16 protein-coding genes are annotated in these 25,505 nt (G+C 40.4%); 9 read left to right on the top strand and 7 right to left on the bottom strand.

Going from position 1 to position 25,505, the window contains the following annotated elements; all coding sequences use genetic code 11:
• Positions 1 to 5 precede the first annotated feature (5 nt).
• Positions 6 to 1,289, bottom strand: a complete 1,284-nt coding sequence (locus tag BGP78_RS17375) for a LysM peptidoglycan-binding domain-containing protein (RefSeq protein ID WP_119862569.1) — start codon at positions 1,287 to 1,289, stop codon at positions 6 to 8.
• 209 nt (positions 1,290 to 1,498) lie between these two features.
• Here BGP78_RS17375 and BGP78_RS17370 point away from each other — a divergent pair, with 209 nt between their 5' ends.
• Positions 1,499 to 3,286: a choice-of-anchor I family protein gene (locus BGP78_RS17370; RefSeq protein ID WP_119862568.1), complete on the top strand. Its 1,788-nt coding sequence runs from the start codon at positions 1,499 to 1,501 to the stop codon at positions 3,284 to 3,286.
• Between the two features lie 62 nt (positions 3,287 to 3,348).
• On the opposite strand, the gene BGP78_RS17365 is transcribed toward BGP78_RS17370, so the two are convergent.
• The 6 genes from BGP78_RS17365 to BGP78_RS17335 form a co-directional block, all read right to left on the bottom strand.
• The gene (locus BGP78_RS17365) at positions 3,349 to 4,926 is read right to left on the bottom strand and encodes a PepSY domain-containing protein (protein ID WP_119862567.1); all 1,578 of its coding nucleotides are present in this window, start codon (positions 4,924 to 4,926) and stop codon (positions 3,349 to 3,351) included.
• Complete coding sequence (locus BGP78_RS17360; protein ID WP_119862566.1) at positions 4,923 to 5,192, bottom strand: hypothetical protein; 270 nt, start codon at positions 5,190 to 5,192, stop codon at positions 4,923 to 4,925. Before BGP78_RS17360 ends, BGP78_RS17365 begins: the two co-directional genes overlap by 4 nt.
• Positions 5,193 to 5,632: 440 nt before the next feature.
• Positions 5,633 to 7,996, bottom strand: coding sequence for a TonB-dependent receptor (locus BGP78_RS17350; protein WP_119862564.1), 2,364 nt, complete (start codon positions 7,994 to 7,996; stop codon positions 5,633 to 5,635).
• A gap of 245 nt (positions 7,997 to 8,241) precedes the next feature.
• Positions 8,242 to 10,248 (bottom strand): hypothetical protein, encoded by a 2,007-nt coding sequence (locus tag BGP78_RS17345; protein ID WP_119862563.1) that lies wholly within the window; start codon positions 10,246 to 10,248, stop codon positions 8,242 to 8,244.
• A gap of 170 nt (positions 10,249 to 10,418) precedes the next feature.
• On the bottom strand, positions 10,419 to 11,117 hold the full coding sequence (locus BGP78_RS17340; RefSeq protein WP_119862562.1) for a LytTR family DNA-binding domain-containing protein: 699 nt from the start codon (positions 11,115 to 11,117) through the stop codon (positions 10,419 to 10,421).
• A 386-nt stretch (positions 11,118 to 11,503) separates the two neighbouring features.
• Complete coding sequence (locus tag BGP78_RS17335) at positions 11,504 to 12,586, bottom strand: ParB N-terminal domain-containing protein (protein ID WP_119862561.1); 1,083 nt, start codon at positions 12,584 to 12,586, stop codon at positions 11,504 to 11,506.
• A gap of 921 nt (positions 12,587 to 13,507) precedes the next feature.
• Here BGP78_RS17335 and BGP78_RS17330 point away from each other — a divergent pair.
• The 8 genes from BGP78_RS17330 (at position 13,508) to BGP78_RS17295 (ending at position 25,500) form a co-directional block, all read left to right on the top strand.
• Complete coding sequence (locus tag BGP78_RS17330) at positions 13,508 to 13,681, top strand: hypothetical protein (protein WP_259386369.1); 174 nt, start codon at positions 13,508 to 13,510, stop codon at positions 13,679 to 13,681.
• A gap of 14 nt (positions 13,682 to 13,695) precedes the next feature.
• On the top strand, positions 13,696 to 14,475 hold the full coding sequence (locus BGP78_RS17325; protein ID WP_259386368.1) for a thioesterase II family protein: 780 nt from the start codon (positions 13,696 to 13,698) through the stop codon (positions 14,473 to 14,475).
• Between the two features lie 157 nt (positions 14,476 to 14,632).
• Entirely contained in the window at positions 14,633 to 15,976 is a 1,344-nt protein-coding gene (locus BGP78_RS17320) for a TolC family protein (RefSeq protein ID WP_259386367.1), read from the top strand.
• 57 nt (positions 15,977 to 16,033) lie between these two features.
• Positions 16,034 to 17,692 carry a hypothetical protein gene (locus BGP78_RS17315; RefSeq protein ID WP_119862559.1) on the top strand — a complete coding sequence of 553 codons (1,659 nt, stop codon included), beginning with the start codon at positions 16,034 to 16,036 and terminating at the stop codon, positions 17,690 to 17,692.
• Positions 17,693 to 17,910: 218 nt separating this feature from the next.
• Positions 17,911 to 18,402, top strand: coding sequence for a VOC family protein (locus BGP78_RS17310; protein WP_119862558.1), 492 nt, complete (start codon positions 17,911 to 17,913; stop codon positions 18,400 to 18,402).
• An 8-nt stretch (positions 18,403 to 18,410) separates the two neighbouring features.
• The gene (locus tag BGP78_RS17305; protein WP_119862557.1) at positions 18,411 to 20,456 is read left to right on the top strand and encodes an AMP-binding protein; all 2,046 of its coding nucleotides are present in this window, start codon (positions 18,411 to 18,413) and stop codon (positions 20,454 to 20,456) included.
• The gene (locus tag BGP78_RS17300) at positions 20,453 to 23,782 is read left to right on the top strand and encodes a non-ribosomal peptide synthetase (RefSeq protein ID WP_119862556.1); all 3,330 of its coding nucleotides are present in this window, start codon (positions 20,453 to 20,455) and stop codon (positions 23,780 to 23,782) included. Before BGP78_RS17305 ends, BGP78_RS17300 begins: the two co-directional genes overlap by 4 nt.
• A gap of 14 nt (positions 23,783 to 23,796) precedes the next feature.
• Positions 23,797 to 25,500: a cyclic peptide export ABC transporter gene (locus tag BGP78_RS17295; RefSeq protein WP_119862555.1), complete on the top strand. Its 1,704-nt coding sequence runs from the start codon at positions 23,797 to 23,799 to the stop codon at positions 25,498 to 25,500.
• The last annotated feature ends 5 nt before the right edge of the window (positions 25,501 to 25,505 follow it).

Raw genomic sequence — 25,505 nt, 5'->3', positions numbered from 1 at the left:
TGCCTTTATAATGGTGCTAAAAACACAGTGAGTTGCTTGCCGATTTGTAAGGTTTCTTTAGACAAATTATTCCACTGCTTTAATTTACTGACGGTGACATTAAAGGTGCGAGCAATACGCCACAAACTGTCTCCTGATTTAACCGAATAGTCGATTTTCTTGTCAGCTAAAATAGGTAACAACAGCGTTTTACCCGCGCGAATACGTGTGCTCTTTAATTGATTAAATGTTGTCAGCTGCGCCACAGTTAATGAATGACGTTGAGCAATAACACTTAGACTATCGCCAGGTTGAATTGTGTATTGTTGCCATTGGTTTGATGGCATCTTCGGTTGTTGCGCAATATAACTGTGCCACTGTGATGTATGCTTTTTCTCGATGACAATATGAGTCGGCCCATCGAGTAAAGCTGGGAATCGAGTATAGCCAGGGTTGAGCTTTTCTAGTGATTGCCACGTCAGTAAATCGTTTAAAATCACACCATTTTCTAATGGTAGAATATCAATAACGGCCTGATTTTTAATGGGGGGGAACTTCATTTTTTTCTGTCGTAACAGCGTCGCCGCAGCAAGTAGTTTAGGGACGTAATGACGGGTTTGTTTGGGCAGTTTTAGATGAAAAAAATCACTGGATTTACCGTGTTTGATATTGTTGTTAATGGCTCTGGCAACACGCCCTTCGCCGGTGTTATAGGCCGCAATTGCATGGTACCAATTGCCATCAAAGCGTTTATGTAAGTAACTCAGAAAATCCAAAGCCGCGCTTGTTGCATCTATCACGTCTTGTCGGCCATCATACCAAGGCCCAATTTTAATACCATAGTGCTTAGCGATTAACGGTGTAAGTTGCCACAAACCTGACGCATGTTTATGCGAGTAAGCACTGGTATCAAAGTCACTTTCTATCAGCGGCATCAAGGCGAGTTCAATAGGTAATCCTCTTCGTTCAACTTCGTCAACGATATAATGTAAAAAAGGACCGGCACGTTTACTTATTTCATCCATGTAATTTGGGTGTTGTAAATACCACGCAACCCGTTTTTGAACACTGGGGTGTTGTGACGGAGCAAAGCTCAGTTGCAATGCGATGCGTTGCCACACATCATCCACTTTAGTTGGATCAATAACACTTGCTTTGCTCGGTATGGCCTCGTTCGGAGTTTTATTCACTTTCGCATGAGCGGTGTGATTGAGTTCAGGTTCTGCGGTGTGCGATGCGTCAGGCACCGTTTTGGCACACCCGGTTAAAATTAATGCGACGAATAGAATGAATAAATAGTTAACCGGCATAAGTGGCGTGGGCCTTTATAATTATTAGGTGAACGATGATTGTATCTAAATTTATGTGTTTAGAAATAGGAAACAACGAAGAATCGCGACTTTTTATTTATCAGCTACCATAAAAATACGGAGAGTCAGCATGCCTTCGTCACGGTTCAGTCATAGTATTGTGGTGAACTATACATCTAACTCATTTTAATTTTCACGAAGGCTTTTTTATGTTCAAACGTTCACTACTCACAATTTCTTTAATAGCTGGCTTATCGGGCTGTGTGCTCGATGGTGATGATGGTATAGCAGGCGTGCAAGGTGAAACGGGCGAGCAAGGAAGTGCAGGAGAAGCGGGTCAAAATGCGCAATCGGCGCTTACAGTAAGCTTGATAGGACGGGGCGTACTTAATGCACAAAGCCCGGAAGGTGCGGCAGAAATAGTGGCATATCATGCACAGAAGCAATGGATATATGCCATTAATAGCTCGGGTGAGCAGGCGGTGATTGATATTCTGCCAGCGACAGACTTTGCAAGTGAAGGTTTAACGCCTAATGCGCAAGGTGTGGTGACGACCACGAATTTGGCAAGTGTTATGACGCTGAGGCTAAACGAACATACGGCTGGGGATGCGAATAGTATCGCGATCGACGAAAATGCTCAGTTACTCGCTGTGGCTATGGCGGCGAAGGGGACAGGCGATAAAGGTCATATTGCTTTTTATGATATTTCAGGAGATGCCCCCAGCTTTATTAAAAACGTGGTAGTGGGCGCACTGCCCGATATGGTGACATTCAGCCATGATGGGAAAAAGGTTGTTGTGGCCAATGAGGGAGAGCCTGCCGGAGATTACAGTGTTGATCCTGAAGGAAGCATAAGCATTATTGACGTCACTGAGGGCGTTATCGCTGATGCGGCAGTGTCGCTCAATTTTACAGCGTACAATGATAAACAAGTTGAATTAGAGTCAAAAGGGGTGGTATTTGCCAACCCGACTGGACGGATTATCAATGGCAAGCTTATACAGACATCCGTGGCCATGGATTTAGAGCCTGAATATGTCAGTATTTCTAAAGATAATCGCTATGCATATGTATCACTTCAAGAAAATAACGCCATCGCGGTGGTGGATCTGACTGATAACAGCCTAACGTTAATGGGACTCGGTTTTAAAGATTGGTCAGAGTTGATGCTCGATGCTTCGGACAAAGATGGCGGGGTAAACTTTAATAAATACCCCGGTTTAATGGGGATGTACCAACCAGATACCTTATCATCCTTCACTTGGAAAGGTGCAAACTTCATTGTGACTGCGAACGAAGGCGATGGTCGAGAATACTTTTTTAACACCAGCGATGAAGCGACCTGTTTAAATCAGGGTGGCTTAGAGTTTGATGAAGGTGATGGCTGCTTGTCTTACACGGATGAAATTAGGGCAAAAGACTTAACACTGGGCAACAATTTTTCTTATTTAAATAACGATAATAATGACATTGGCCGCCTAAAAGTGAGCACGGTGAAAGGGGATGCCGATAATGATGGTGTGTATGAACAACTTTATACTTACGGCGCACGTTCATTTACGATTTGGGATGAGAATGGGCTGGTGGTATTTGATTCGGGCGACCAAATAGCCCGCATTACTGCCTCGGTGCATGGTGCAGCATTTAATAATGATGAAGATGAGAATGAAGGCGATACTCGCTCAGATGCCAAAGGCGCTGAACCAGAAGCACTAGCACTGGGTAAAGTGGGTGACCGGCAGTTGGCGTTTGTTGGCTTAGAGCGTATGGGCGGCATTATGATGTATGACATCACTAACCCGTATGATGTGCAGTTTGTCGATTATTTTTATAATAGAGGCACACTAGAAGGGGAAGATATCACTGGCGACTTAGCGCCTGAAGGTATGGCTTTTGTTCCGGCAGAGCAGAGCGCCACAGGTAATCCATTATTGATTGTTGGTAACGAAATATCAGGGTCAATTGCGGTGTGGGAAATTGCACCAGTGCAATAAGTAGTTTAGCAATTTAAAGAAAAAAAATAGGGCTGGTATTCAGCCCTATTTTTTTGCTTAAATTAACTGACAGAGCGGCTCATTGTTAGCGATTCTTCTGTGGCGTTAGGTCTTGTTGCATGTTGATATTTTCCAAGAGAAAAACAAAATAATGCAGTTAATAAAAGTGCGGCATTAACGAGAAATACGTCGAGCTGCAGGTAGGCATACGGTGTATAACCAGACACAATCTGAATGAAATCATACAGTGGGCATATAGCAAATAGAATTGCGGCACACACGAGCTGTTGTACCATTGCTCGGCGAATGGCTTGATGCTTAATGCTATTAAACAGGGCGTGTATGAGGCTGATCCCGATCGCGCAAAAAAACAAGGTTGGTAGCAGTTCGGTGCGAGGCCAGCTCAATGGCGCAAACCGAGTTCCAACAAAGCTACACGCCACGGCAATTAAAGTGCCAGTTGAGAGCGCTAAGGTCATGGCTTTCACAAAGGCCAATCCCCTTTTACTTTGCTGACGATTATTTTCCCGTTTTTCAAGCCAGATCAAGTTACCCGATAAAATGAGGTAACAACAACCTAACCCTAGGATGAAATAAACAAACTTTAACGTGATCCCACCAAACTCACCAAAGTGCAAGCTGCTAAGCGTTGTGTATGTGGCTGCTGTGGGCGCTTCAATCGCGTTATAGTCTGCCAATTTAGCCGCATCTTTTAAGGCATAGGTGACATGGGTCGTCGGTATTAAATCGTGGTGTTTTTGTAATCTAATTTCAGCCACGCCATTTTCATCCCCCGCGCCATACAAATTTACTACGACTATTTTATGCTCTGGGTAGTCGGCGCGAACCTTTTGCACGATTATATCCACCGAGTTGTGACTAATGGAATTTCCAGAGGCTTCAACATGCGGTAAATCGAAAAAGCCAGCAGTTTTAATTAAGGCTGGAATGTCCCCTTTAAACACTGCAAAGCCAAATCCTGCTTGTAATAAAATACTCAAATTAAACATCACCCCAGTGAGTGCAAAAATGAATGTGAATGGTAAAGAAGAAATGCCAATTAAGGTATGTCCATCAAGGTAGGTATCTTTATTTCTTTTGAGACGGTATTGGTAGAAGTGGCTAACTAGCTTCTTTAACACCATACAAATACCAGATAGCACCATGACAAAAAACAGTAAAGTGATCACCCCGACAATTTCTGTACCATATGGCAGCAAGAGACTGATATGCAGCATATAAAGCATATCACTCAGATAGAACTGCTCTGTATTTACAGCCAGCTGTTCGCCAGTATTAGCATCGAAGTTAAGTTGGTGATCTTGATGGTGGCCATCGTCTGTTTCTGTTTCAAAGGCAGTGTAATAATAGGGCTGTTCATCCGTAGGCAAAGAGATAAGTAGATTGTGATGCGTTGGGATATTGTAATTTTTGGCGCTAATATTATCTAGGATGGTGGCAACAGATGCCACTTCTCCAGCCAGTGGGGCGGGGGCATGATATTGGCTATCCCATTGCACAATATTATATCTGAAAAATGATAATGAACCGCAGACGAACACGATCATCAATACGCCAGAGATAATAAGTCCTAACCAAGCATGTGCATGCGTTAGGTTTTTTAATGTACTTTTATTCATACTGTTGGCCCCGCTGCAGTGAAAAAGATACCAATGAAAATAATGACGGTAGGTACTGATGCTTTAGCAGCCCTCAACCACGCTTGCTTGCTGTTATCTGCTGCATAGCACCAAGTCATAACACCCGCCCAGGCACTGAGCGCAAATATGAGCCCTAATGCCAGTACTACCCCGATATAATTTGGAAAGAGTAAACTGATGCTGCTCGGGACTAATATCATCACGATTAAGCCACTCAGCAAGCCTGCAATTGTTTTATGCCACATGGTCAGCTCCAAGTAATTGAAAAAGTAAACTCAGTAGGGTGACAAATATCAGGCTTGGCCATGCCCATGTTGGTCGGTGAGATAATAAAAAAACAGGCGCAGGGACAAAAAACATAAATAAAATTACAGGAGTAAGTAAAGCTGTAGCCAGACCAGCCTTACTATTCAGTAGCATTAAAACAGTGAGCACTATGACGGCTCCAGTACATGTTAGACTGAGTTTTCGTGCCGTTGACTTTGTTTGTGTAAACGATTGTCTAGGACTTGCTCTGTATAGCAAGACCCCGCACAACCAATAGGCCGGCAAGAAAAAAAAGTAGCTCATGGTTATTCCCTCAAATTTTATTATATTTATGACTCAGTTAAAACGACAAAAAGATGTCACTTAATTGAGCATCTCTTTGTCGGTTGTAAAGTCGCTACTTACGAGCGGTTTTATATTACCAATCAAAATTACCGCGGAATGTAAGCGACAATTCGCTTGGTTTACCAATGCGAGGGTTCCGTGCTCTATGTGCGACGTAATACTCTTCATCAGTGATATTTTTGCCTACAAGATAAATCCCATAGTTATTCCACTCATATCCTAATTGCATATCAACGATTGTTCTTGCATCGTTATTGAGATCAAAATACAGATCACCTGGTTCTAGACCATCTCGGTATGGGTTTGCTCTGTTTGGAGATTCACTGGCATAGCTAATATTTAGATTGGCAAAGAATCCAATTGAGTCTTGGTAAGTGAGTCCAATATTTTGCGTTCTTTGTGGAGCAGGAAACTGACGACCCGATAGATCAAAATTGGTGTTGCTGCCATCTTGGTTGGGGATCTTAATGGTAAAATCAGTAAATTCCGTACCAGCATAACCAATTGCGGCATAGGTTTTTAAATTATCATTGATCGTATAATTGAGCTCTAATTCGAACCCTTTTACGTCAGAAGTACCCGCATTAACCGTTTGTGTATCAAAGTTATTAGGGGAAAGCTGGACCGATACTTGTTGATCTTTCCAATCTAGGTAAAACAGGTTGGCATTGGCTGTGAGCTTACCATCTAACCAAGTAGAGCGCACTGAGAGTTCGTAGTTATCCGTTGATTCAGGTTCATACTCAAATACATTCGCACGGGCTTGGTTTACACCTACGCCGCCAGAACGATAGCCTTTTTGAAAAGTGAATGTGGTGGAGATATCATCATTTACATGATAACTCACCCCCACCTTTGGTAACACGGTACTGAATGAAGCATCACTTAATGGCGCGATTTGCGATGCACTATCTGCAAGGCCAACAACCAACGCGTTTATACCACTGATCAGTGGTACTACCCCTTCATATGGCGTGCCGATATAACTACTGGGGTTAGGTAAGGCGTTTTTGTTAAGGATATCGTATTGTGCCTCACTGGTATTTTCTTGTTTTTCTCTATCAAAGCGAATACCTGCAAGTAAGTCCCATTGCTCGTTCAAATGCCAAACGCCATCAGCGAAAAGAGCATAGCTGGTGATATTGCTGGTTGCTAATGAGTAAACTTTTGTTTTTGCTGGGTTAAAGTCAGCATATTGCCCTAAGACTAAATCAGCAATTTGTGGGCTGAGCTTATATTGTGATTGAAGAGCGCTACTAGATAGGCCTAATCGAGCCAATGAATAATTGTTAAAACCGGTACTTACTTCTTCCTGCTCACTTTTGAAATAATAGGCACCTGCAACACCACTAAAATTCTCATGGTCAAAGTTTATTCTGAATTCTTGTGTTAGTGTTTTTTCTTCATTGTTGTAGAAGGTCGCACTACCTGTATCAACGACTGGTGCGTTACCATAACCTTGCGGGTAATCTGAATCCCATGAGTAGATTTCAACAACATCTGAATAGGTGGTGTAAGATGCCAGTGAGATGAGGCTATTGATATCATAATTGACAGAGAGAGATACTAGATCTGTTTTGACTTGCCTTTGTCGCGTGTCGTTATAAGAGGTTGAACGATTGCTAAAGGAATCTGCACCGGCGTCTTTCGTCAGGTTGGCATCTCCATATTTGCGTTCAGCGTTCATAACACTGAGCATAGTAGATAGGTTTTCCATACCAGCTGGTTCATAACGGAGTTTAAGACGATATGTATGTTCGTTGTCAGTATCAGAGTGGCTGTTATCGTATAGGTTGGTGATAGAACCATCGTAACGTTTCTCTTCGCCACTAAACCTAAAAGCAAGCTCATCGTCTATTAAGCCACCACCAAATGCAATACCGGCTTCTTGCTTATTATTTTCACCGAGCGTCAGTTTAAAATGCCCTTCTTTATCATAGCTTGGTTGTTGGGTATTTAAGATCACGGCGCCGGCCAAAGAGTTACGCCCTTGCAAGGTCGATTGTGGGCCTCGAAGTATCTCTATTTGCGTTGCATCCCATGTAGAAAAAGTACCATTTCGAATGAGTCCTTGAGGGATGGGGGCGCCGTCAATATAGACGCTGGCAAGAGCGCTGTGTCCATCACCTGATACGTTCGAGCCATCAATACCACGAATACTAAAACCATAATCGGTTGCATGTGCATTAGCTGTATTAACTAAGGCATCTGTAAAGGTATTGATTTGTTGATGCTCAATCGTTTCTGCAGTTAACACGGCAACGCTGGTGGTAGTTTCTTGTAAACTACGAGCTATTTTGTGACCTGTAACGACGATGTTTTCAATTTTTTCATCGTTTTGTGTCTTAGCTTCCACTGCTAATGTGGTATTCGATAGTGCGATTGCTGGGAATAAAAAAGTAGCGTGCAGTGCAATAGAGAGAGTAGAGAGCTTCATGGTTTCCTTTAATTAATAACTATTTTTATTTGCATTTATAGGATTATGCTAACACGGATAGTATTGCAAATCATTACTGTTTAGCGTGATTTTTATACTTTTTTGTGCTTAGGTAATGCAATCTTGTGACTTGGTCTTTTTTATCTAAATTATTGAACTTAAGAATGTTGATTTATTGTGGATAATATTCCCTTTGGCCTTTTTATTAACCAAAGGGAATATGATATATTTTAGCCTGAGGGCAATTAAATAGAGTGTGTTATCGATAAGGTGATTTTTGGCTTGGCGACATCATACAAAGTACGGCTATCGCTCAGCGTCCCTGCGCGATTAACATTAAACCATTGTTGTTGGAATATTGTTTTTTCGTCACTAAGCGCCGTTACGGCAAGCTTGATATGGGTATCTTTATTTAGGTTAAATTCCGTAAATACGTTTAATGTAGGCCCTGTTTGCTCAGTGTAAATTTCGTCATAATAAAACTCGGTGTAAAGGTTGCGCGTTTGATAGTTCACTCCCCAGGATAGACGATTGGTTTCATGTACAAAGTCGACTTCAAATTGGTGAGGTGTTAGGCCTGTGATTGGCCGTTCTCCCGTAATAAAGTCGTTAAATATGGCATGTCGATAAGTATGCGTCATTTCTAAACGACTATTGGGTACAATTTTATCGGTTTGAAGTGTTATTTGTAAATCAGTCCCAAAATATTGGGCGGATCCTGCGTTACCAATGCCAACTTCAGTGTCAGACAATAAAGTGTACTCGTGGATATCACGTTGCCATTGATAAAAGGTGTTTAGATTAATATTTACGAGTGTGTTTGGTGCGTAATTGGCTTGCATTTCAAACTCATCATATTTCATCGGCTTTAAGCGAAGGTTACCGATGAATGCCCTGCTATAGTTTGATTCTTCACTGGCTATAAATGGTTCAAAATCAAGTTGTTTAACTTGTTGTTTCACTGTTGCAGAAATAGATACGGTACTTTTATTATTAAAACTGACTCTTATAAACGGCTTAATATACACTTTGCTAAATTCGAAACTGTCATTCCCTTGGGTTGTTAACTTGGCGCTTTCAGTATTGATCCGCGCGTACACTTGCCAATTTTGATTTAATGCATACTGTAATTTGACATACGGTTCATAGCGAATTTCTTGTATATCGCTGGGTATATAGTGTGGCGATTGTGCGTTGGATGGCAATGTACTCGCTATGAGCTCATTACGACTATAGGCAATACCCAGCTCGGGTGATAAGGCATGGTTGGCTTGGGACAGTATGACTTTTGCCGCCAGTTCACGCCAATTTTGAGTTTGCATAAACACACTCGAATCCTGCGGACGACTGTGTGCTGTTGAGTTGAAGAATGTAGCGTGGGTATGGGTTGTATCCTGTATATTTCTAAGCAAAGCCACACTGTGTAATTGCCATGTACTCAGGCCTTTATAGTGCCAGTCGACGCCAACGTTTAGCTGCGACTTTTGAGTGTTTTCCAGAAGTAGCTGTGTTGATTTTGTAGAAAATAGATTGAGCGTATTTTCATGATAGTTGTTTTTTTCATTATTAACCGTAAGTTGCAGCAAGTTTTTTTGATTTTCTAAGCGGCTAGTCAAGCTGAGCGAGTGACTTTTATCTTTTTCTTTATATGATTCATCCCCGATCTGATTGGTTATATTATCTGGAGTCTGTTCATAGATATCAGCTGTTGATATATAGAATGTGTTTTGTCTATTGGCACTAAACTGATGATTCCAGCCATGCCAAGGCATGGCTATTTTGAGTGCGATATTATCTAACGTGACTCTATCCGCTTGTTGCGCAAATTCAGTGTATAGGGAGGTTTGACTATTATTTTTATGGGTAATGATGTTGAACAATTGTGAGAATTGGCTTGCAACAGAGAAAGGATGATTGGTGTTATAGAAATCAACACGCTTAATTTGATCAATGGGTATTTGCTTGAGATACGCTTGAGGAGAGTTATGTTCTGGGATTGAAGGAACCCCATTGATAAGAATATTGACAGTGGCGTTTGATAAGCCCCGTTCACTGGGTTTTTCTACCAGGGTAAACTCTGGGACATTTTCAATAATGTCTAGCGCGTTTTGGGCACTGAATTGACCCCAATGGTTGGCATTGAGGACTTTGGGTGTGCTCATACTTGTGGTGTTAGCTATGGCGTTATGGGTGGTACATGTAGCCAAACCTATAAATAAGTAGCTACATAGGTGCTTGAAACGAGTATACAAAACCGGCTCCTTTCTCTCGGTATGATTTCTCTAGTTATTAAATATAAACAAACTAACTACTTCAAAGTCTTAGGGATGATTGGGACGAGTTTTGGGGGGAGTTATATAATAGGGCTATTCACCCCTACCATATTGGGAGGAGTGAATAAGTGTGCTATTGAGAACGACAATTACGCAGCATCATGCCAGAGTTGTTTGACTTGATGCTTATAGGTTTTGCTCAGGTTGACTGGTTGGCCATTTTTCATCACGATACTGAGACTGCCTGTTAGGGAAGTTTGTATGCGCGCCATATAGTTTATATTAATAAGGTGGCAACGGTGGGTTCGTATAAAGTACTTGGCTGGCAAGCGTTGTTCAATTTCCTTTAATGTCGTGCGCTTTAAATACATTTTCTCATGGGTAAAAATTTCGACATAGTTACTGGCTGAGTTAATATTTATGATGTCTTCGAGCGGTAAAACTACTTTATCTTTACCGCTATCAACTAACAGTGTTTGAGCATGATGCTCTGTTGCTGGCTGTTCTTTTAGGAAGTGATACCATATCGCCATAATAATACCAATCACAACAGGGTGAGATGGCGCGAAGTAGACCAAAGTTCTTGAGATTTCATCATGGTAAAAGTAAAAATCAAAAATAGCTTGGTAGGTCATTGAACAACAAAAAATCACTAAGCCAACGAGAATATAGGGTCGTTTTTTAGTTGCCTGAGTTGGATCGTATAAATGATTGAGTAAACGAAATGTTATGGGGGTCAGTAAGTACCATAATCCCCACTCTTGCGGCGCCCATAAAGGGTGATTGTCAAATTGATGCTGAGTGAGCACGAGCGCATCATGGATGATTGTAAGTATCGATAACAACATAATAATTATCGTCCATACAAGCGTTGACAATATCCACTCATTCTTGAACTGTGACGTCGAGAGAAGCTTGAATTTAATGATATCGTCCTTTTACTTACCTAGCCACTTACAATTTTATAGCAATAGCAGCGTATTTCAATGCTTTAACCTATATAAAATGTAACAATTGAACCTGAAAAAGGTTCGGTTTTTGTGAGGTCATCGCAAATTTAACATTACGACTTTGATAAAATCAAGTTGATTAAAGCTTCTTGCTCGAGGGTGTAGGTGTGTCGAGTGGAGACCTGCTAACAGGTTGCTTGCGGCGGCTTTATAAAAGGATACATCAACTATGCGAAAGCTGGACGAAAAGACCGTCAAGCTTTCGCATAGTAATGATTGTCTCGTTAGAGGTCGATGTCTTTTTGATTTGATAGTGTAGCAATAAGTTCAGACAGTGCATTGTTAACACTTTGAGCATTATTCCAATCTAAATTATCCCAGTCTAATTCAAGGTTTAGATCTGCAACATTGCTAAAAAGTAATGTTTTTAATATATCGACAGAGTGAATATTTTTTAAGTTATAAGTCGTGGTGACTTTTTTGGCGGCTTTCTTCCCTGCTAATTGCTGCTCAATGAGATCGCCAATATACTTTCTGTCAGATAAATTGAGTAGCTTTTTATCGTGTTGTACTTTGTAATCGTTTTCAATTTTTAAGACGATTTTTTTTGTACCGACAAATGAGTTTGTTAGGCCTTTTTCATAGGCTTCGATGACTTCTGGGTATCGAGTCAAAACATTATAATTATCAAAGGCACCCATGGAAATCCCTAAATTCTTCGCTTTATCCTTAACGGTTAGCTTTTTATCTCCCAGCTTTAGACGTGCTTGGTCTAGAGAATCGATTTCTCTCATGGCAGACAAGAATGCTTGTAATTTACCGTATTGAGGCAGGTCTTCGCGACTCGCATTTTCCTGGAACTGCTTTACTTTCGATAGCAGTGGTTTGTTTTCATATACTTTAAATTGTGCAACATGAGAGAAACCATATGCAAACACTAATGCGAAAAATCGACGGTGCCCAGTGAGTATTTGATAATGACCATCATTTGTTGGATAGACGGTCGGTGCTTGAATCATTTCTGAAACGGAGATGTTTTCGCCAAGCTCAACGATGGACTCGATAGTTGTATTGGCTTTCTTCCATTCATTAGATCCATATTTTAGACAATTTATAATACAAGACTTACCGATCATTACATGATTTTCAGCTTGGTAAATCTCACTGAGTTGTCTTTTGGTGATATTGCGTGTAATAAATTGCTTTGCATGCTCGTCTTCAATAAAAATACACGGCATAAACCTAGCATTTGAATCGTCTGGTTGAACTGAGCTAAGAAAAAGTGATTTATACTCAAATGATTCAATATGAAACAGTTCTTTATTGTTAACGCTGGCCAATAGTAATTGATCTAGTTTTTCTACCATAGTTCTGTTGCTCAAGTAAATTGTGGTTTTGCCAAGTGTGTGACATGTTTAGGTCATGAAACACGGAACACTTGCATGATAAATGTTCGACATAACATGACTTGTTGTATCATCAGTCTACGATGCATGTCGTTAATTATTATTTTTGAATAGCTGGATTATATCAGAATCAAGATTGTTCGGCCACTCAGGAATTGCTGTTACCTTTTTTATTCCAAGTGCTTATAGGTACAGATGATGAAAGTTGGCCGTTCATTTTACGATATTAATAGATAGGGAGATTTTGAACGAGGTGATGGCTGGTCTGACAATTAAGGATTTATTTAAATCATGCTTAAAAAAATTAAAATGCAGATGGCAAAGGCCTGACTGATGCTTTTTATTATCTGGTTTTTGCTTTTTTTGTCATTAGCTATTGTTTTTATTGTTTTTGTTTTTTTATTTAATGATTGATAATATGACTTTTAATACTTAAAGTCTTCGCCCGGCCACATATCGTCTGACAAGCAGTATTATTTGTTTTTTAGTTGCATCAAAAAGTATGAAGGATTGCACTAATATTTTTTGTTTTTGTAATTGTTATATATTCGGTTTCGTTATATTTTTTATTTTAAGCATTAAAAACAATCGTTTGCGTTCTTTTATTTTATTTTTTTTTAGAGGTTAGATAACATTTCATAATTTCAACTTTTTAGGTTTCCTGTGTAATCTAGGTGCTGTTGACGAGATGAAGACAATACGTAAATAACTTCTCTCTAATCTTAAACAAATATGAAAAATGAAGTATGTGTATGCCGTATTTAAAAAGCCCATGTATGTTCATTTTATATAGTGCTTACTTATAAAGGTGTAATAGCAATGTTCAATGAGTCTGATGAAAAAAGATACGTAAAACTATATAACAAGACAAAGGATCGCAGCATGCCAGTAGCAAAATCACTATCTAGAAAAGAGCTTGAGTTAGTTAAATGGGCATATGAACAAGGTTACTCTCGCGGAAAGCTGGATGGTGCCGACGGTGTATTTTTACATTCACAAGCAGTCAATTCTCAGTTGGAAATGGACCTTGAGAATTTAATCCAACCGCTAAACTAATGGAGCAATCTGACATGTATACTCTCAATAAGAAACAGAGCACAATGAGCAAATGGTGCGTCACGCCAAAACCTCGACCGAATGCAGATGTTAAATTAATTTGTTTCCCTTATGCTGGCGGTGGCGTATCTGTCTTCTATCCGTGGGTAGATTTGCTTCCCGACAATGTTGAACTTAATATTATTCAACTACCAGGAAGAGGATCTCATTTTTCCGCAGAGCCGATTGCTGATATGACATCATTGGTTGAATCATTATTTAGTGAACTGGCACCGATATTACACTCTGATTATATTCTTTTTGGTCATAGTTTAGGAAGCCGGATTGGTTTTGAATTAATCATCCGCGCTATTCGAGCTGGTTTAAAGCCTCCGTTGCATTTCTTTGCATCAGGGAGTGCGGGTCCTCAAAGAAAATGTTTTGATCGGAAGGTTTACGAGCTACCTGATGTTGATTTTATTCAAGAATTAAAAGACATGAAAGGAACACCTGCGGAAATTCTTGAAAACAAAGAATTAATAGAGTTGCATTTACCAATGCTAAGGTCTGACTTTAAAGTCGCAGGGGAATATAGCTATAAAGGAAACGTGAATATACCTTCGCCGGTCACCGTGTTATTTGGTAAAGATGATGCTATTTCTGATGAAGAAATTGATATGTGGGGTATGTATTTTTCTGATTTTTCTAGGGTTGAATGTTCAGGCGGGCACTTTTTTATTGATACGCACCCTCATCAAGTTATAGCTCAGTTAAATCTTTACTTTGAAACTCAGCTTGCGACAAATGCGGCGTAAACAGAGCGGGTTTAATTTATTTTTATTTGGCAGACAGCGTTAGAATTTCAAGTAATTATGGCGTGTCTTTATTATTTCAATATCTCACTCGTGAGATAGATCGATTTATCGTTAGAGGTAGGGGGTTTCGTTGAAGTTTAATCTAATTTGTCTTTGCATGTCACTGACATACATGAGCGCTGCTCATGGCAGTACGCTTATCGAGCTATACAGTAACGGGGTTAAAAATAACTTGTCTGTCAATGCTGAGCGTGTTGCATATTTGGCGGGGTTAGAGGGTGAGAAGCAGTCTTTTGCGCAGCTATTACCTCAGTTAAAGTTATCAGCACATGTGCGTTATGATGCTCAAACACAAGCGTTAGATACTCATAATCTATTGCAATATAAAGGGGCGCAAAAATCAGCATCGGATGCTGCGGAATATGAATTAGGGTTGAGTCAGCGATTATTTGATTTGCCAGCCTACTATGATTATAAAGGTAGTCAGTACGGCTCGACTCAGGCCAAAGTCAAATTTCAACAAGCATTGTCTTCCTATACCAGTGATTTTTTATCAGCATACTTAGATGTAGTAGAAGCGCAAGAGAAGTTACTCTTTATTCAAGAGACGCTAGATGCGTATGAAAAGCAAAATAGTATTATTACTAATCGCTATGCGGTGGGCTTAGTCAAAATCAGTGAATTGAAAGAGTCAGAATCACAGCAGCTCAAAGTTGAATCTGATGAAATACTTGCAAAAAATGATCTCGCTTTGGCTTTTGAGCAGTTATCTTTAATTACGCAAGTTGATGTAGATGCTATTCATGCTGTATCTGGTGAAATACCTGTACTGCATAATCCCACTGAGTCAATCACACATTTACAAAAAAAGTTTAAGAATAACTGGGGGTTTAAACTTGCGAGTTTAGATTTGACGGTTGCCAATGAGAATTGGAAAGCAAAAAAGGCGAAGCACTTGCCTACTGTGACGAGTCGGCTGAGTTACACCGATAGTAATACCGATTCGACGTACAACTTTCAGCACCCTGATACATTAAATCGGCATGGTTGGAATATTGGCGTGTATTTGGAAATGCCAATTTATAATGGTGGAGGTGTAAGCTCTGCGAGCAGCGAAGCAAAGCTTTCTATGGAACGCGCGAAATACATGAAAAAGCTTAAACAGTTGGAGGTTAAGCAGCAAATATTGAAAAACCATAGAACTTTGCGTGCAATTTCACACTCATTAGCTGCGAATGGTCTGGCTGTTGAGGCGGTAGAATTAGCATTGAAAAATTCAGAAGATGAATACTTCAGTGGTCTAGGGCCATTTAGTCGAGTGTTAGATAACCGCGCTCGGTTAATGTCAGAGAAGATTCAGCTGATCCAAGAGAAATACCAGTATGTGAAATTATATATTTCGCTAAAAGAGGTAATGGGTGAGTTATCGAACACTGAAGTTGGTTTTTTAAATCGTTTATTTAGTGGCGTATTAGCACAGCGAGTGACTGTCGATAAATAGGTGCACATAGTGACTTTGCTGTCGCTGACCGATAAATATGAATAGGAGATAGTTTACATGAAATACATGGTTATATTAGGCGCTTTAGCATTAGTTGCAGGGTGCGGCAGCCAACAATATTATGAAACACAAGTCGCAAGTGAGAAAAAAGCATTTAAAGTTGAAAGTGAATATGCGCTATTGGGTAGCTGGAAGGGAGATACGGCACAGATAGAGTTTCATGGGAGTCACTTTAATCAAGTTTTCTCTAACTCGTTTGTGCAACAATCTCAATTACAGACAGGGCGGTATAGTCATGATGGCATCGTTCAAAAGTTTCATTGGAGTTTAGATTCTACAGGGATCGTGACGCTAAATATCGTTGACGGAACATGTGGTATCGTCCCGTTAGATTATTGTAGTGTGAGTGCAAAAAAACAAATTACATTAAGCGGCTCAGATATCACTGCTGCAACTTGGGAAATCAAAACAGACGGGGACTTAGATGGAGTTTACGAAAGTACGACTTCAGATCAGGTTGTTAGAAATGAATTTAGTGATACACAGCTGCATGCGGGTAAACAGTTTTTGAAGTTATCAGATAATTTTGATCGCCCTTTGGAAGTGGTCTTAAATGATGATGTGGTTAATTTATTGCTTCCAATTAGTACTGCATCAACACACAAATATGTGCGTTTGTCTGGGGCTGCTCAGCAATCGGGGCACAGCATCATATTTGATAAACATGAAGGTACCACATTAAGTGAACCACAGCACTTTAAAGTGGCGAATGAAGCTGATGTGTTATTAGATGTGGAAAGTCAAATAAGTGATGTTGTATTGAGAAGTGGACTCGGTGATAGTGTCGTTATTGACTATTTGATCACACGTAAGATAGTTATGCCGGATAATTTAACCGCATCTCAATTAGATTTGTCACAGTTTAAGGTTACAGAGCGCCATACCATAGTGACAAAAGAGTCAGTTGCGCTGCTAAGCGATCTTAGCATTAACTTAAATGAGACTTACTATTCTAAAATACCTGCAGGCTTTAGTGCATCGGCGGATGGTGCAGGTCACCAGATTGTTTTTCATGAAGGAAATACAGGCGTGATTTCGTTTATAGATCCAAGTAGTGACAATGCAGAGAATACTCAGACATTCACTTGGGAATATAAGAATGATCAACAAGTGCATGTTGCTTTAGCTAATGGCATAAGCTGGGACTTAGGGTTTACAGGAACTGTACTCGGTGGCTACAGTGCGATTTATCAAAATGAAAGTAATGATATATACGGACATGACTTCTTAACGCAAGGATACGTTGATCCTAACACATTAGTACCTGGTCGCTTTACGCTTGAGAATACGGATGGGTTATCAACGGTTGATGTTGATTTCAAAGAGAATGGTGAAATACTTATTCAAGCTGGACCAATTAGCTTTAGTGGTTTTTGGGCTGTCACAGATGAGCGAGAAATTGTGAGCTTTGAATGTGAGCAACATGATGGTGTATTAGTAACAGAGCTAGAACTTTGTAAAAGCCAACTGCAACTGATTGGGACTGACGAGAGTACTTTAAAGTTTGGTCATATACGTAAATTTAAGTTTTTACATAGCAACGGTAATAAATTGGTTTCAACATACAACGCGACTGCTTGGGGTGAACCGCTTACGACGGGCCCTGTACCAGTGCATTTTAATTGGGTTTATCGTTGGCAACGCGTTGGAGATTAGTCAGTAACGCAAGTCGTAACACTGTTCAGGAATTGTCTTTTTAGATTAGTCATAAACCTGCTGACTGTATATAGCCAAACAGCCAGCAGCTGGAGAGAGCAATTTTTAAATATTGAAATTAACTAATTGCCACTTAAACCAAGATTATGAATAAAAATAGAAATTAAAACTCATGATCAATAAGTCGGCTGTTATATGTGCAAGTAAGGAAGAATAAAATGAAACAGATATTAAATCATGCAACACGTATCGATCACTTGGCCATTGCGGTTTTAGATCTAGAATCAGCCATTGATTTTTACTGCGGTATTTTAGGGTTTGAACTACTAAAGCAACGAGAAGTAAAAGGTCAGTTCTCAGGTATGTTAGCAGCCGAATTATGTGGTAATGGTTTTACCATCGTATTGGTGCAAGGTACGAATAAAGAATCTCAAGTTTCTAGGTTTGTTGCAGAGTATGGTCCTGGTGTACAACATGTGGCCATTGAAGTTGATGATGTTGAAGAGGCAAAATCCCGTTTAATGCAGACTGGTTTACAGTTTTCGACCAATATTATTCATGGCGATCAGTTGAAGCAGATTTTCACACTCAGAGATAAAAACTCCGGCACGATGTTTGAATTTATCGAGAAGAAAAAGCGTACTTCACAATTTGAAAAAACAAGTATCCAAAATTTATTTGAGCAATTAGAACTAGCTGGCGCATATTAGGGGTTAACATGAAGTACACGATTATAGATTTTCTTGAAAAAAACAGTCTCGATAAGCCACATGACATTGCTTTTCGTTTTTTAAGTGATAAAGATTTAACACCAGTCAGTTTAAGTCATAGCCAGTTGTGGGAGGCTGTGCAGTTAAGAGCCGAGCAAATTAGACTAAGAGCACAACCTGGCGAGTGTGTATTACTTTTGTTTCCGTCAGGGTTAGATTATGTCGTTACTTTCTATGCATGTTTAGCCGCGGGTATTATAGCGGTTCCTCTATACCCGCCCAGCAAGAGCAATAAAGTAGATAGAATTACGAAGGTAGCACAAAGCTGTGATGCAAAAGTCGCACTGACTATCTCAAGTGAAATGGATAAAATTAATGAATGTTTTGCACATGATAGTGCATTACAAGCGCAAGTACAGCCAATAGCAGTAGACATCTTACCATTAGGTGAACGGTATAAAAGTAGTGAACTTGAGTTAGAGCAAGTTGCCTTTTTACAGTATACGTCTGGTTCTACAGGAGCACCAAAAGGGGTTATGATTTCCCATAAGAATATTATTGGAAATGTGACGCACCTAACGAATACTGCCAGTGCGACACATGAAGATATATTTGTAAATTGGTTACCGCTGTTTCATGATCTAGGTTTAGTGACCGCCATTTTGTGGCCTGTATACTTGGGAACAAGCTCAACTTTAATGTCTCCAGCGACGTTTGTAAGAGAACCGATCAACTGGTTACAAGCCATCCATGATTACAAAGGCACCATGTGTGGTGCGCCTAACTTTGCTTATAACCTCTGTACTAAAAAAATATCAGACTCAGCGCTAGATAATTTAGATTTGTCATCATGGAAAGTGGCTTATAATGCGGCCGAGCCAGTGAATGCTGATACATTACGAGACTTTTCAGTACGTTTTGAACAGTGTGGTTTTGATGGCCAAGGTTTTTACCCAGGTTATGGGATGGCGGAGGCAACGGTATTCATAACTGGTGTGACACGAGATCATCAGCCCCCTATGTTGGTATGCGATAAAGCATCACTTGGTTCGTTTAAATTAGACTTAGTTGATGAAAATCACACCGTGTTGACAAGTGAGTTAGTGAGCTGTGGTTATGCTGAGCAAGATCATCATGTGTGTGTGGTTGACCCCAATACAAAAATGCAATTGCCAGAAGGTGAGGTCGGTGAGGTATGGTTCGCAGGTCCAAGTGTTGCGTCAGGGTATTGGAAACTGGAGGATATTTCCGCGCAGGTATTTGCACAAAGTTATACCCAACTCAATGGTGAACAAAGTAAGCCTGTTTACCTGAGAACGGGTGATTTGGGAGTACTACAAGATCAGCAGCTATATATAACGGGTCGCCATAAGGACTTGGTTATTTTCCAAGGGAAAAACTATTACCCCCAGGATATTGAACATGCAGCAAGTGAAGCGCATGACGCTGTACGCAGCGGTTATAGTGCTGCATTTTCTGTCGAGAAAGCGGGTGAAGAAGAGTTGGTGCTAGTGACAGAGTTAACTCGAGAAGCCTTTAGAAAAGCGGATTATAAAGCAGTGACAGACAGTATTCGTACTCATGTCTATCAGCAATGTGAAGTGCAAGTAACTGAAGTGGTTTTATTGAAACCGTATTCAATTCCAATGACGTCAAGTGGGAAAATTCAGCGCAAGCAAGCTAAGGAAAATTGGCAAAATGATACGATGCCAGCTTTGTTTAGTGTAGATGCGACCATTGAAATGGCTGAAATAGTACAACCAGCCACTGTAATTGAGGAAACCATACATCAAGTATGGTGTAAACACTTAGCATTAGAGCAGGCTTCTGTTACTGCGGCATTTTATCAATTGGGTGGCGACTCAATCAATGCAATAGAGATTGCGGCAGAGGTTGGTCGCATTTTTGACGCCCTAGATTTGGTTGAACGAGATTTGTTAGAGCATCATAGTATTCGCGCTATGGCTGATCATGTATCACTTAAGCAAAGTATGGCTAACTTGCATGCGGGTAAGCAACAAAGTACTGCGAGTGCGGGGCAGTTAGTATTATGAGACTAGCGGAATTATTGGAAATATTGGCACTAAAAGGCGTTACTTTGCAATGCCAAGATGGGCAGCTTGTGTTAGAAGGCCATGTTGATGCTTTATCGAGTTCAGAGATACAAGCGCTTAAAACGTATAAGCATGAAATTATCGGTTTAAGTGGTGAAAAAAGCAATGTGTTTGATGTCGCAATATGCACCCGAGCACACGCCTATAGTGCACAAATGACAAGCCATCAAAAAAGTATGTATCTATTAGAGTCACTTGCAGAACAGCCATATTATAACTTACCCGTGGCGTATAAAATTACGGGCTCACTGCAATTGGAAAAGCTGCAACATGCATTTAATCGATTAATTGCGAACAATGACGTATTAAGAACGGTATATAGCAAGCCAGAAGAGACGCAGCATATTCAGTCGCAGCATGATTTTGTTTTACCCCACTCCAAACTGTGTGATGAAGCATCTTTGGTAGAGGCGCTGAAATGTGAAGCAAATTATCGCTTTGATTTATCAAAAGAGTGGCCGATTCGCGTGCATGTTTATGAACTAGACACTTATTATGTATTGAGCATTAATATTCACCATATTGCCGCTGATGGCTTCTCTGCAAAGGTGATTTTACAGACCCTCGCAGCTGAATATGCACAAACATGTAGCACGGTTAATCGAGTTGCGCAGTATGCAGATTTCAGCGATTGGCAACAGGCGTACTTAACGTCTGATCATGCAAAAGAAGGTGTTACATATTGGCAGGCGCTATTGGAAGGCGTGTCAAGCTGTCATAACTTTCCAATACAGTACCCTAGACCTACCACACTGAGTGTGCAAGGGAAGCGATGGAAGCAAACGATAAATACAGACCTATCGAGTCAGTTGAAGCAATGTGCGAAAGAACAAGGCGTGTCTAGTTTTTCTCTATTACAATCGGTATTTGCGTGTTACTTATCAAGAATGAGTGATAGCCAAGATATTGTATTTGGCTCTGTTTATGGGAATCGTAGTAGCGAGAATGTTGCTAATACGGTGGGTATGTTTGCGAATACGCTGCCTTTTAGATTCCAATTCAGTGCGGAAGATAGCTTATCCACCGCAGTGACTCAGTGTCAAAAGTTAGTGAGAAATGCTAAGCAGTATCAATATGTTCCTTTTGAGCAAATCGTTGAACTTGCCAATGTAGAGCGTCAAGCCAACCATCTGCCTTTGGTGCAAATTATGTTAGTTGCACAAGACAATGCATTAGAGCAATTTGGTCTTGATGGCTGCCAAGTAGAACTCATGGATAATGACCAGGACGTGTCTAAGTTCGACTTCTCGATTCATATTTATACAAAAGGCGAACAGCTGGAGTTTGTATGGGAATACAATACGCACTTATTTAGTGATGATTGGGTTCAGCATTTAGCGCGTTATCTAGAGCATTTTATTGCGCAGCTCATTGCGTCTCCGACTATGGCTTTCTCAAGTATTCACTTTAAGCATGATGCAACAGCTGAGATCATTGAACCGAATCGGTTCCCCGTTTTTAAGAGTTTACCGGAGTTGATCACAGAACAAGCAAGCGATTATGCAAACAGAGTAGCGATTAGCCATTATTCGGAGCAGTTAACTTATGGACAGTTGGTGGATCGAATTTCTCGAGCTGCAAGCCATTTTCTGGACACTCATTATGCCCCCAAAAGCAGAATTGGTGTTTACATGGAAAAATCCATCGATATGGTGGTCGCTATGTTGGCTATTATGCGTGCTGGTTATACCTATGTACCGCTTGATCCAAGTTATCCGCAGGCACGCGTAGCGCAGATCTGTCAAAATGCGGAATTGGCATGTGTAGTGACGCAAGATGGGCATTTTCCAATTAATAAGTCGCAGTCGCCTTTTGAGGTTGTGACGGTGGCGCAATTACAAAAAAGTGAAGTTAAAGTCGCTTACCCGGTATTGACTGAAGAAGACATTGCTTACGTGCTATATACATCAGGCTCAACTGGAGTGCCTAAAGGAGTCGCTGTACCGCATAGCAGTATCTATTATTCACTACATGCAAATAAACAAGTATTTAACTTTAATCAAAATGACACGATGCCAACGATTGGCTCACAAGCTTTTGGTGTGTCATTGCTTGAAATTTTGGTGCCATTATTAAGTGGCGGGAAAATTGAGATTATTACTCGAGATGACGTATCTTTATTGCCTCAACTGATTGAAAAAACACAGCAGGTGTCAGTATTGCATGCTGTGCCGAGCCTAATGGGGCCTTGGATCGATGAAGTGAAAGCCTATGGTGATAACTGTTACCCTGATTTGAGGTTGTTATTGGTTGGCGGTGAGCCCGTACCAGACACTCTTTTGAAAAAAATACACGCTTGGCGTGAAGGTGTCGAAGTTCGGGTTTTATATGGTATGACGGAGTCATCGGTGGTGAGCAGTAGCTATGATCCAACGTCGGTCCCAGCATTAAATTACTGTATTGGTCAGCCTCATCCCAATGTGAATTACTTGGTAATGAACCAGTTTGGTGCGATACAACCTAAAGGGTTAAGTGGTGAGTTGTATGTGGCAGGACTGTCATTAGCAGCCGCCTATGTTGGCAACAAGCAGCAAACGGATAAACACTTCACTTATGATGAAAGCACAGCGCAACGCGTATACAAAACGGGTGACCGAGTAAAATGCCATTTGGATGGTCACTATGAGTTCTTAGGCCGGTTAGATAATCAGATCAGTTTAAGAGGCGTGAGAATCGAATTAGGTGAAATCGAAAACTGCGTTAATGACATAAGTGTAGTAACCCACTGTGTTGTGCATCCTCAATTGATGAATGACACCGATGTTTTATTGGTACTGTATTACAGTATTAAGCACGGAGTAGACGGTGAAGACGCTTTGGCACAAATCAAAGCGCAGTTAACTGAGCATTTACCAGTCTCAATGAGGCCGACATTGTTTAGCCAACTGGATGCATTACCGCTTAATGCCAACGGGAAAATTGATCGTAAATCGTTACCTATTCCGCAGTTGAAAAGTGTTTATATTGCACCGGCAACGCCGACAGAGAAAACGATGCAAAATCTATGGTGTGACTTGTTTGAGCTTGATTCTATTTCAGTGGAAGATAATTTCTTTGAATTAGGCGGGCACTCTTTGTTGGCGAGTAAGTTAGTTGCCAAAGCGAATGACGTTTTTCAAGTGAGTTTATCAATTTCAGCATTTTTTACCGCACCAACCATTCGATTGTGTGCGATGAAAATAGATTCTGAGCGCGATAAAAACAAGCTGCAATTACTCCAAGCGACAATTGTAAATGATTCAAATAGCGAAGAGCTGATATTTTAATAAGGCACAAAACAATGAATAAAAATAAAGAGCTAACTTCACTTAGTAGGTTGCTATATAACTTTTCTCCGCGACAACTGATATTTGCCGTGGTCCTTGGGATGTTATCGGGCGCACTCTATAGTTTGATTATTCCTTTTATTTTGAGTGGACTAGAAAACGGACAACTGGAAGTGTCTGGATATGTTATTTTGGAAGATGGTTCCACTGGCTTTTTTGCATTTGTTGCTGCGATATTATTGACGAAAGTGACATCGGTAATATTTGTGAATAATATTGCAAAGTCTGCGTCTGCCGATTTAAAGTTAAAAGTTGCAGAGCGAATACAAGCGCTTGGTGTTGATACCGTTGAGCGTATCGGTTTTTCAAAAATACTGACGATCGTAGTTGACGATGTCAATCGTATTACAGATGCAGCCGTTGCTATACCTATGATGATCGTCTCCTTTGTGACAGTGTTAGGTATGCTCACTTATTTAGCCTATCTAAATTTGCAGGTGTTTGCTTTTATTTGCGTGGCGATAGTATTTGGTGTGTTGTTATTTCAATTACCAGTGTTATTTGCAAAAGGGCTCTACACTCGCTCTCGTGAAGATAAAGACATCTTACAAGAAGGTATCCGAGGACTTATTTTTGGTGCTTATGAAATGAAATTAAGTCATAGCAAAGGCAGAAAGTTTCTGGCGGAAGAGATTGCAGCACCATTGAGTAGTTCGACTAATAAAGAAAAGAAAGGTGATGCGGTTATCCATTTAGCAGGCAATGCCAGTGAAATGATTTGTTTTTTTGTCATTGGGGGAGTGGTATTTCTTTTACCAAGTGATTTATTAAGTTCAGGTACAAGCGCTTTCGGAGTGGTAATGGCATTGCTGTATATTACAGGGCCAATTGCAGGCATATTATCAATGATGCAAACACTAAAAATTGCACAGGTGTCATTAGAGCGAATTCATCAATTACAAACGCTTGAGCCAGAGGTTTATAGTTTAAACAAGGCTGATGCGGTTAAAGATGAATGGCAAACGCTATCTCTTTTAAATGTGCAATATCAATATAAGTCAGATGAATTAGAAGAAACATTTGCGATTAAACCCATTAGTTTGGAGTTCGAAAAAGGTCATATTTACTTTATTGTCGGTGGTAATGGTTCTGGGAAATCAACATTAAGTAAGCTTATTTCATTCCATTATCGTCCAACACAAGGCAGTGTGCAATTTGATGACACCGCGATAACAGAAACGAATTTGATGGCAGTAAGAGAGCGTGTTGGGGTTATTTTTTCGAATTATCATTTATTTAAGAAGCTCTATATACCCACAGATGATATTGACCAAGATAAAGTAAAACGCTACTTGGATATGTTTAAACTGACCGGAAAAACTGAGCTCATTGGTAATATATTCACAACCACTAAACTGTCTGATGGTCAAAGACGTCGCTTAGCTTTACTTGTGGCTTTGATGGAAGACAAAGATATTTATATTTTTGATGAATGGGCTGCGGATCAAGACCCTGAGTTTAAAGATTTCTTTTATACCGAAGTGCTGCCAGAGCTGAGATCAGCAGGAAAGCTGGTTGTTGCCATCACACATGATGATAGGTACTTCGATTGTGCCGATAAGGTCATAAAAATGGAATCGGGCGCGGTGAAAGAAGTTGAGCAATTCGCGATACGCCAAAGTGAGCCGACGCATTTACCTAGCTTAGCTACCGCCTAAAAAAA

The sequence above is a fragment of the Pseudoalteromonas sp. MSK9-3 genome, from assembly GCF_003590335.1.
Lineage (GTDB): Bacteria > Pseudomonadota > Gammaproteobacteria > Enterobacterales > Alteromonadaceae > Pseudoalteromonas.
The sequence above is the reverse complement of the archived record's forward strand: the minus strand, read 5'-3'. Positions and strand labels throughout refer to the sequence as shown.

What these genes read in the sequence shown, in the direction of transcription:
- BGP78_RS17375 (WP_119862569.1), bottom strand. Translation starts at nt 1,289, where the DNA reads ATGCCGGTTAACTATTTATTCATTCTATTCGTCGCATTAATTTTAACC.
- BGP78_RS17370 (WP_119862568.1), top strand. Translation starts at nt 1,499, where the DNA reads ATGTTCAAACGTTCACTACTCACAATTTCTTTAATAGCTGGCTTATCG.
- BGP78_RS17310 (WP_119862558.1), top strand. Translation starts at nt 17,911, where the DNA reads ATGAAACAGATATTAAATCATGCAACACGTATCGATCACTTGGCCATT.
- BGP78_RS17335 (WP_119862561.1), bottom strand. Translation starts at nt 12,586, where the DNA reads ATGGTAGAAAAACTAGATCAATTACTATTGGCCAGCGTTAACAATAAA.
- BGP78_RS17330 (WP_259386369.1), top strand. Translation starts at nt 13,508, where the DNA reads ATGCCAGTAGCAAAATCACTATCTAGAAAAGAGCTTGAGTTAGTTAAA.
- BGP78_RS17360 (WP_119862566.1), bottom strand. Translation starts at nt 5,192, where the DNA reads ATGTGGCATAAAACAATTGCAGGCTTGCTGAGTGGCTTAATCGTGATG.
- BGP78_RS17320 (WP_259386367.1), top strand. Translation starts at nt 14,633, where the DNA reads ATGTCACTGACATACATGAGCGCTGCTCATGGCAGTACGCTTATCGAG.
- BGP78_RS17365 (WP_119862567.1), bottom strand. Translation starts at nt 4,926, where the DNA reads ATGAATAAAAGTACATTAAAAAACCTAACGCATGCACATGCTTGGTTA.
- BGP78_RS17340 (WP_119862562.1), bottom strand. Translation starts at nt 11,117, where the DNA reads ATGTTGTTATCGATACTTACAATCATCCATGATGCGCTCGTGCTCACT.
- BGP78_RS17325 (WP_259386368.1), top strand. Translation starts at nt 13,696, where the DNA reads ATGTATACTCTCAATAAGAAACAGAGCACAATGAGCAAATGGTGCGTC.
- BGP78_RS17305 (WP_119862557.1), top strand. Translation starts at nt 18,411, where the DNA reads ATGAAGTACACGATTATAGATTTTCTTGAAAAAAACAGTCTCGATAAG.
- BGP78_RS17295 (WP_119862555.1), top strand. Translation starts at nt 23,797, where the DNA reads ATGAATAAAAATAAAGAGCTAACTTCACTTAGTAGGTTGCTATATAAC.
- BGP78_RS17315 (WP_119862559.1), top strand. Translation starts at nt 16,034, where the DNA reads ATGAAATACATGGTTATATTAGGCGCTTTAGCATTAGTTGCAGGGTGC.
- BGP78_RS17350 (WP_119862564.1), bottom strand. Translation starts at nt 7,996, where the DNA reads ATGAAGCTCTCTACTCTCTCTATTGCACTGCACGCTACTTTTTTATTC.
- BGP78_RS17300 (WP_119862556.1), top strand. Translation starts at nt 20,453, where the DNA reads ATGAGACTAGCGGAATTATTGGAAATATTGGCACTAAAAGGCGTTACT.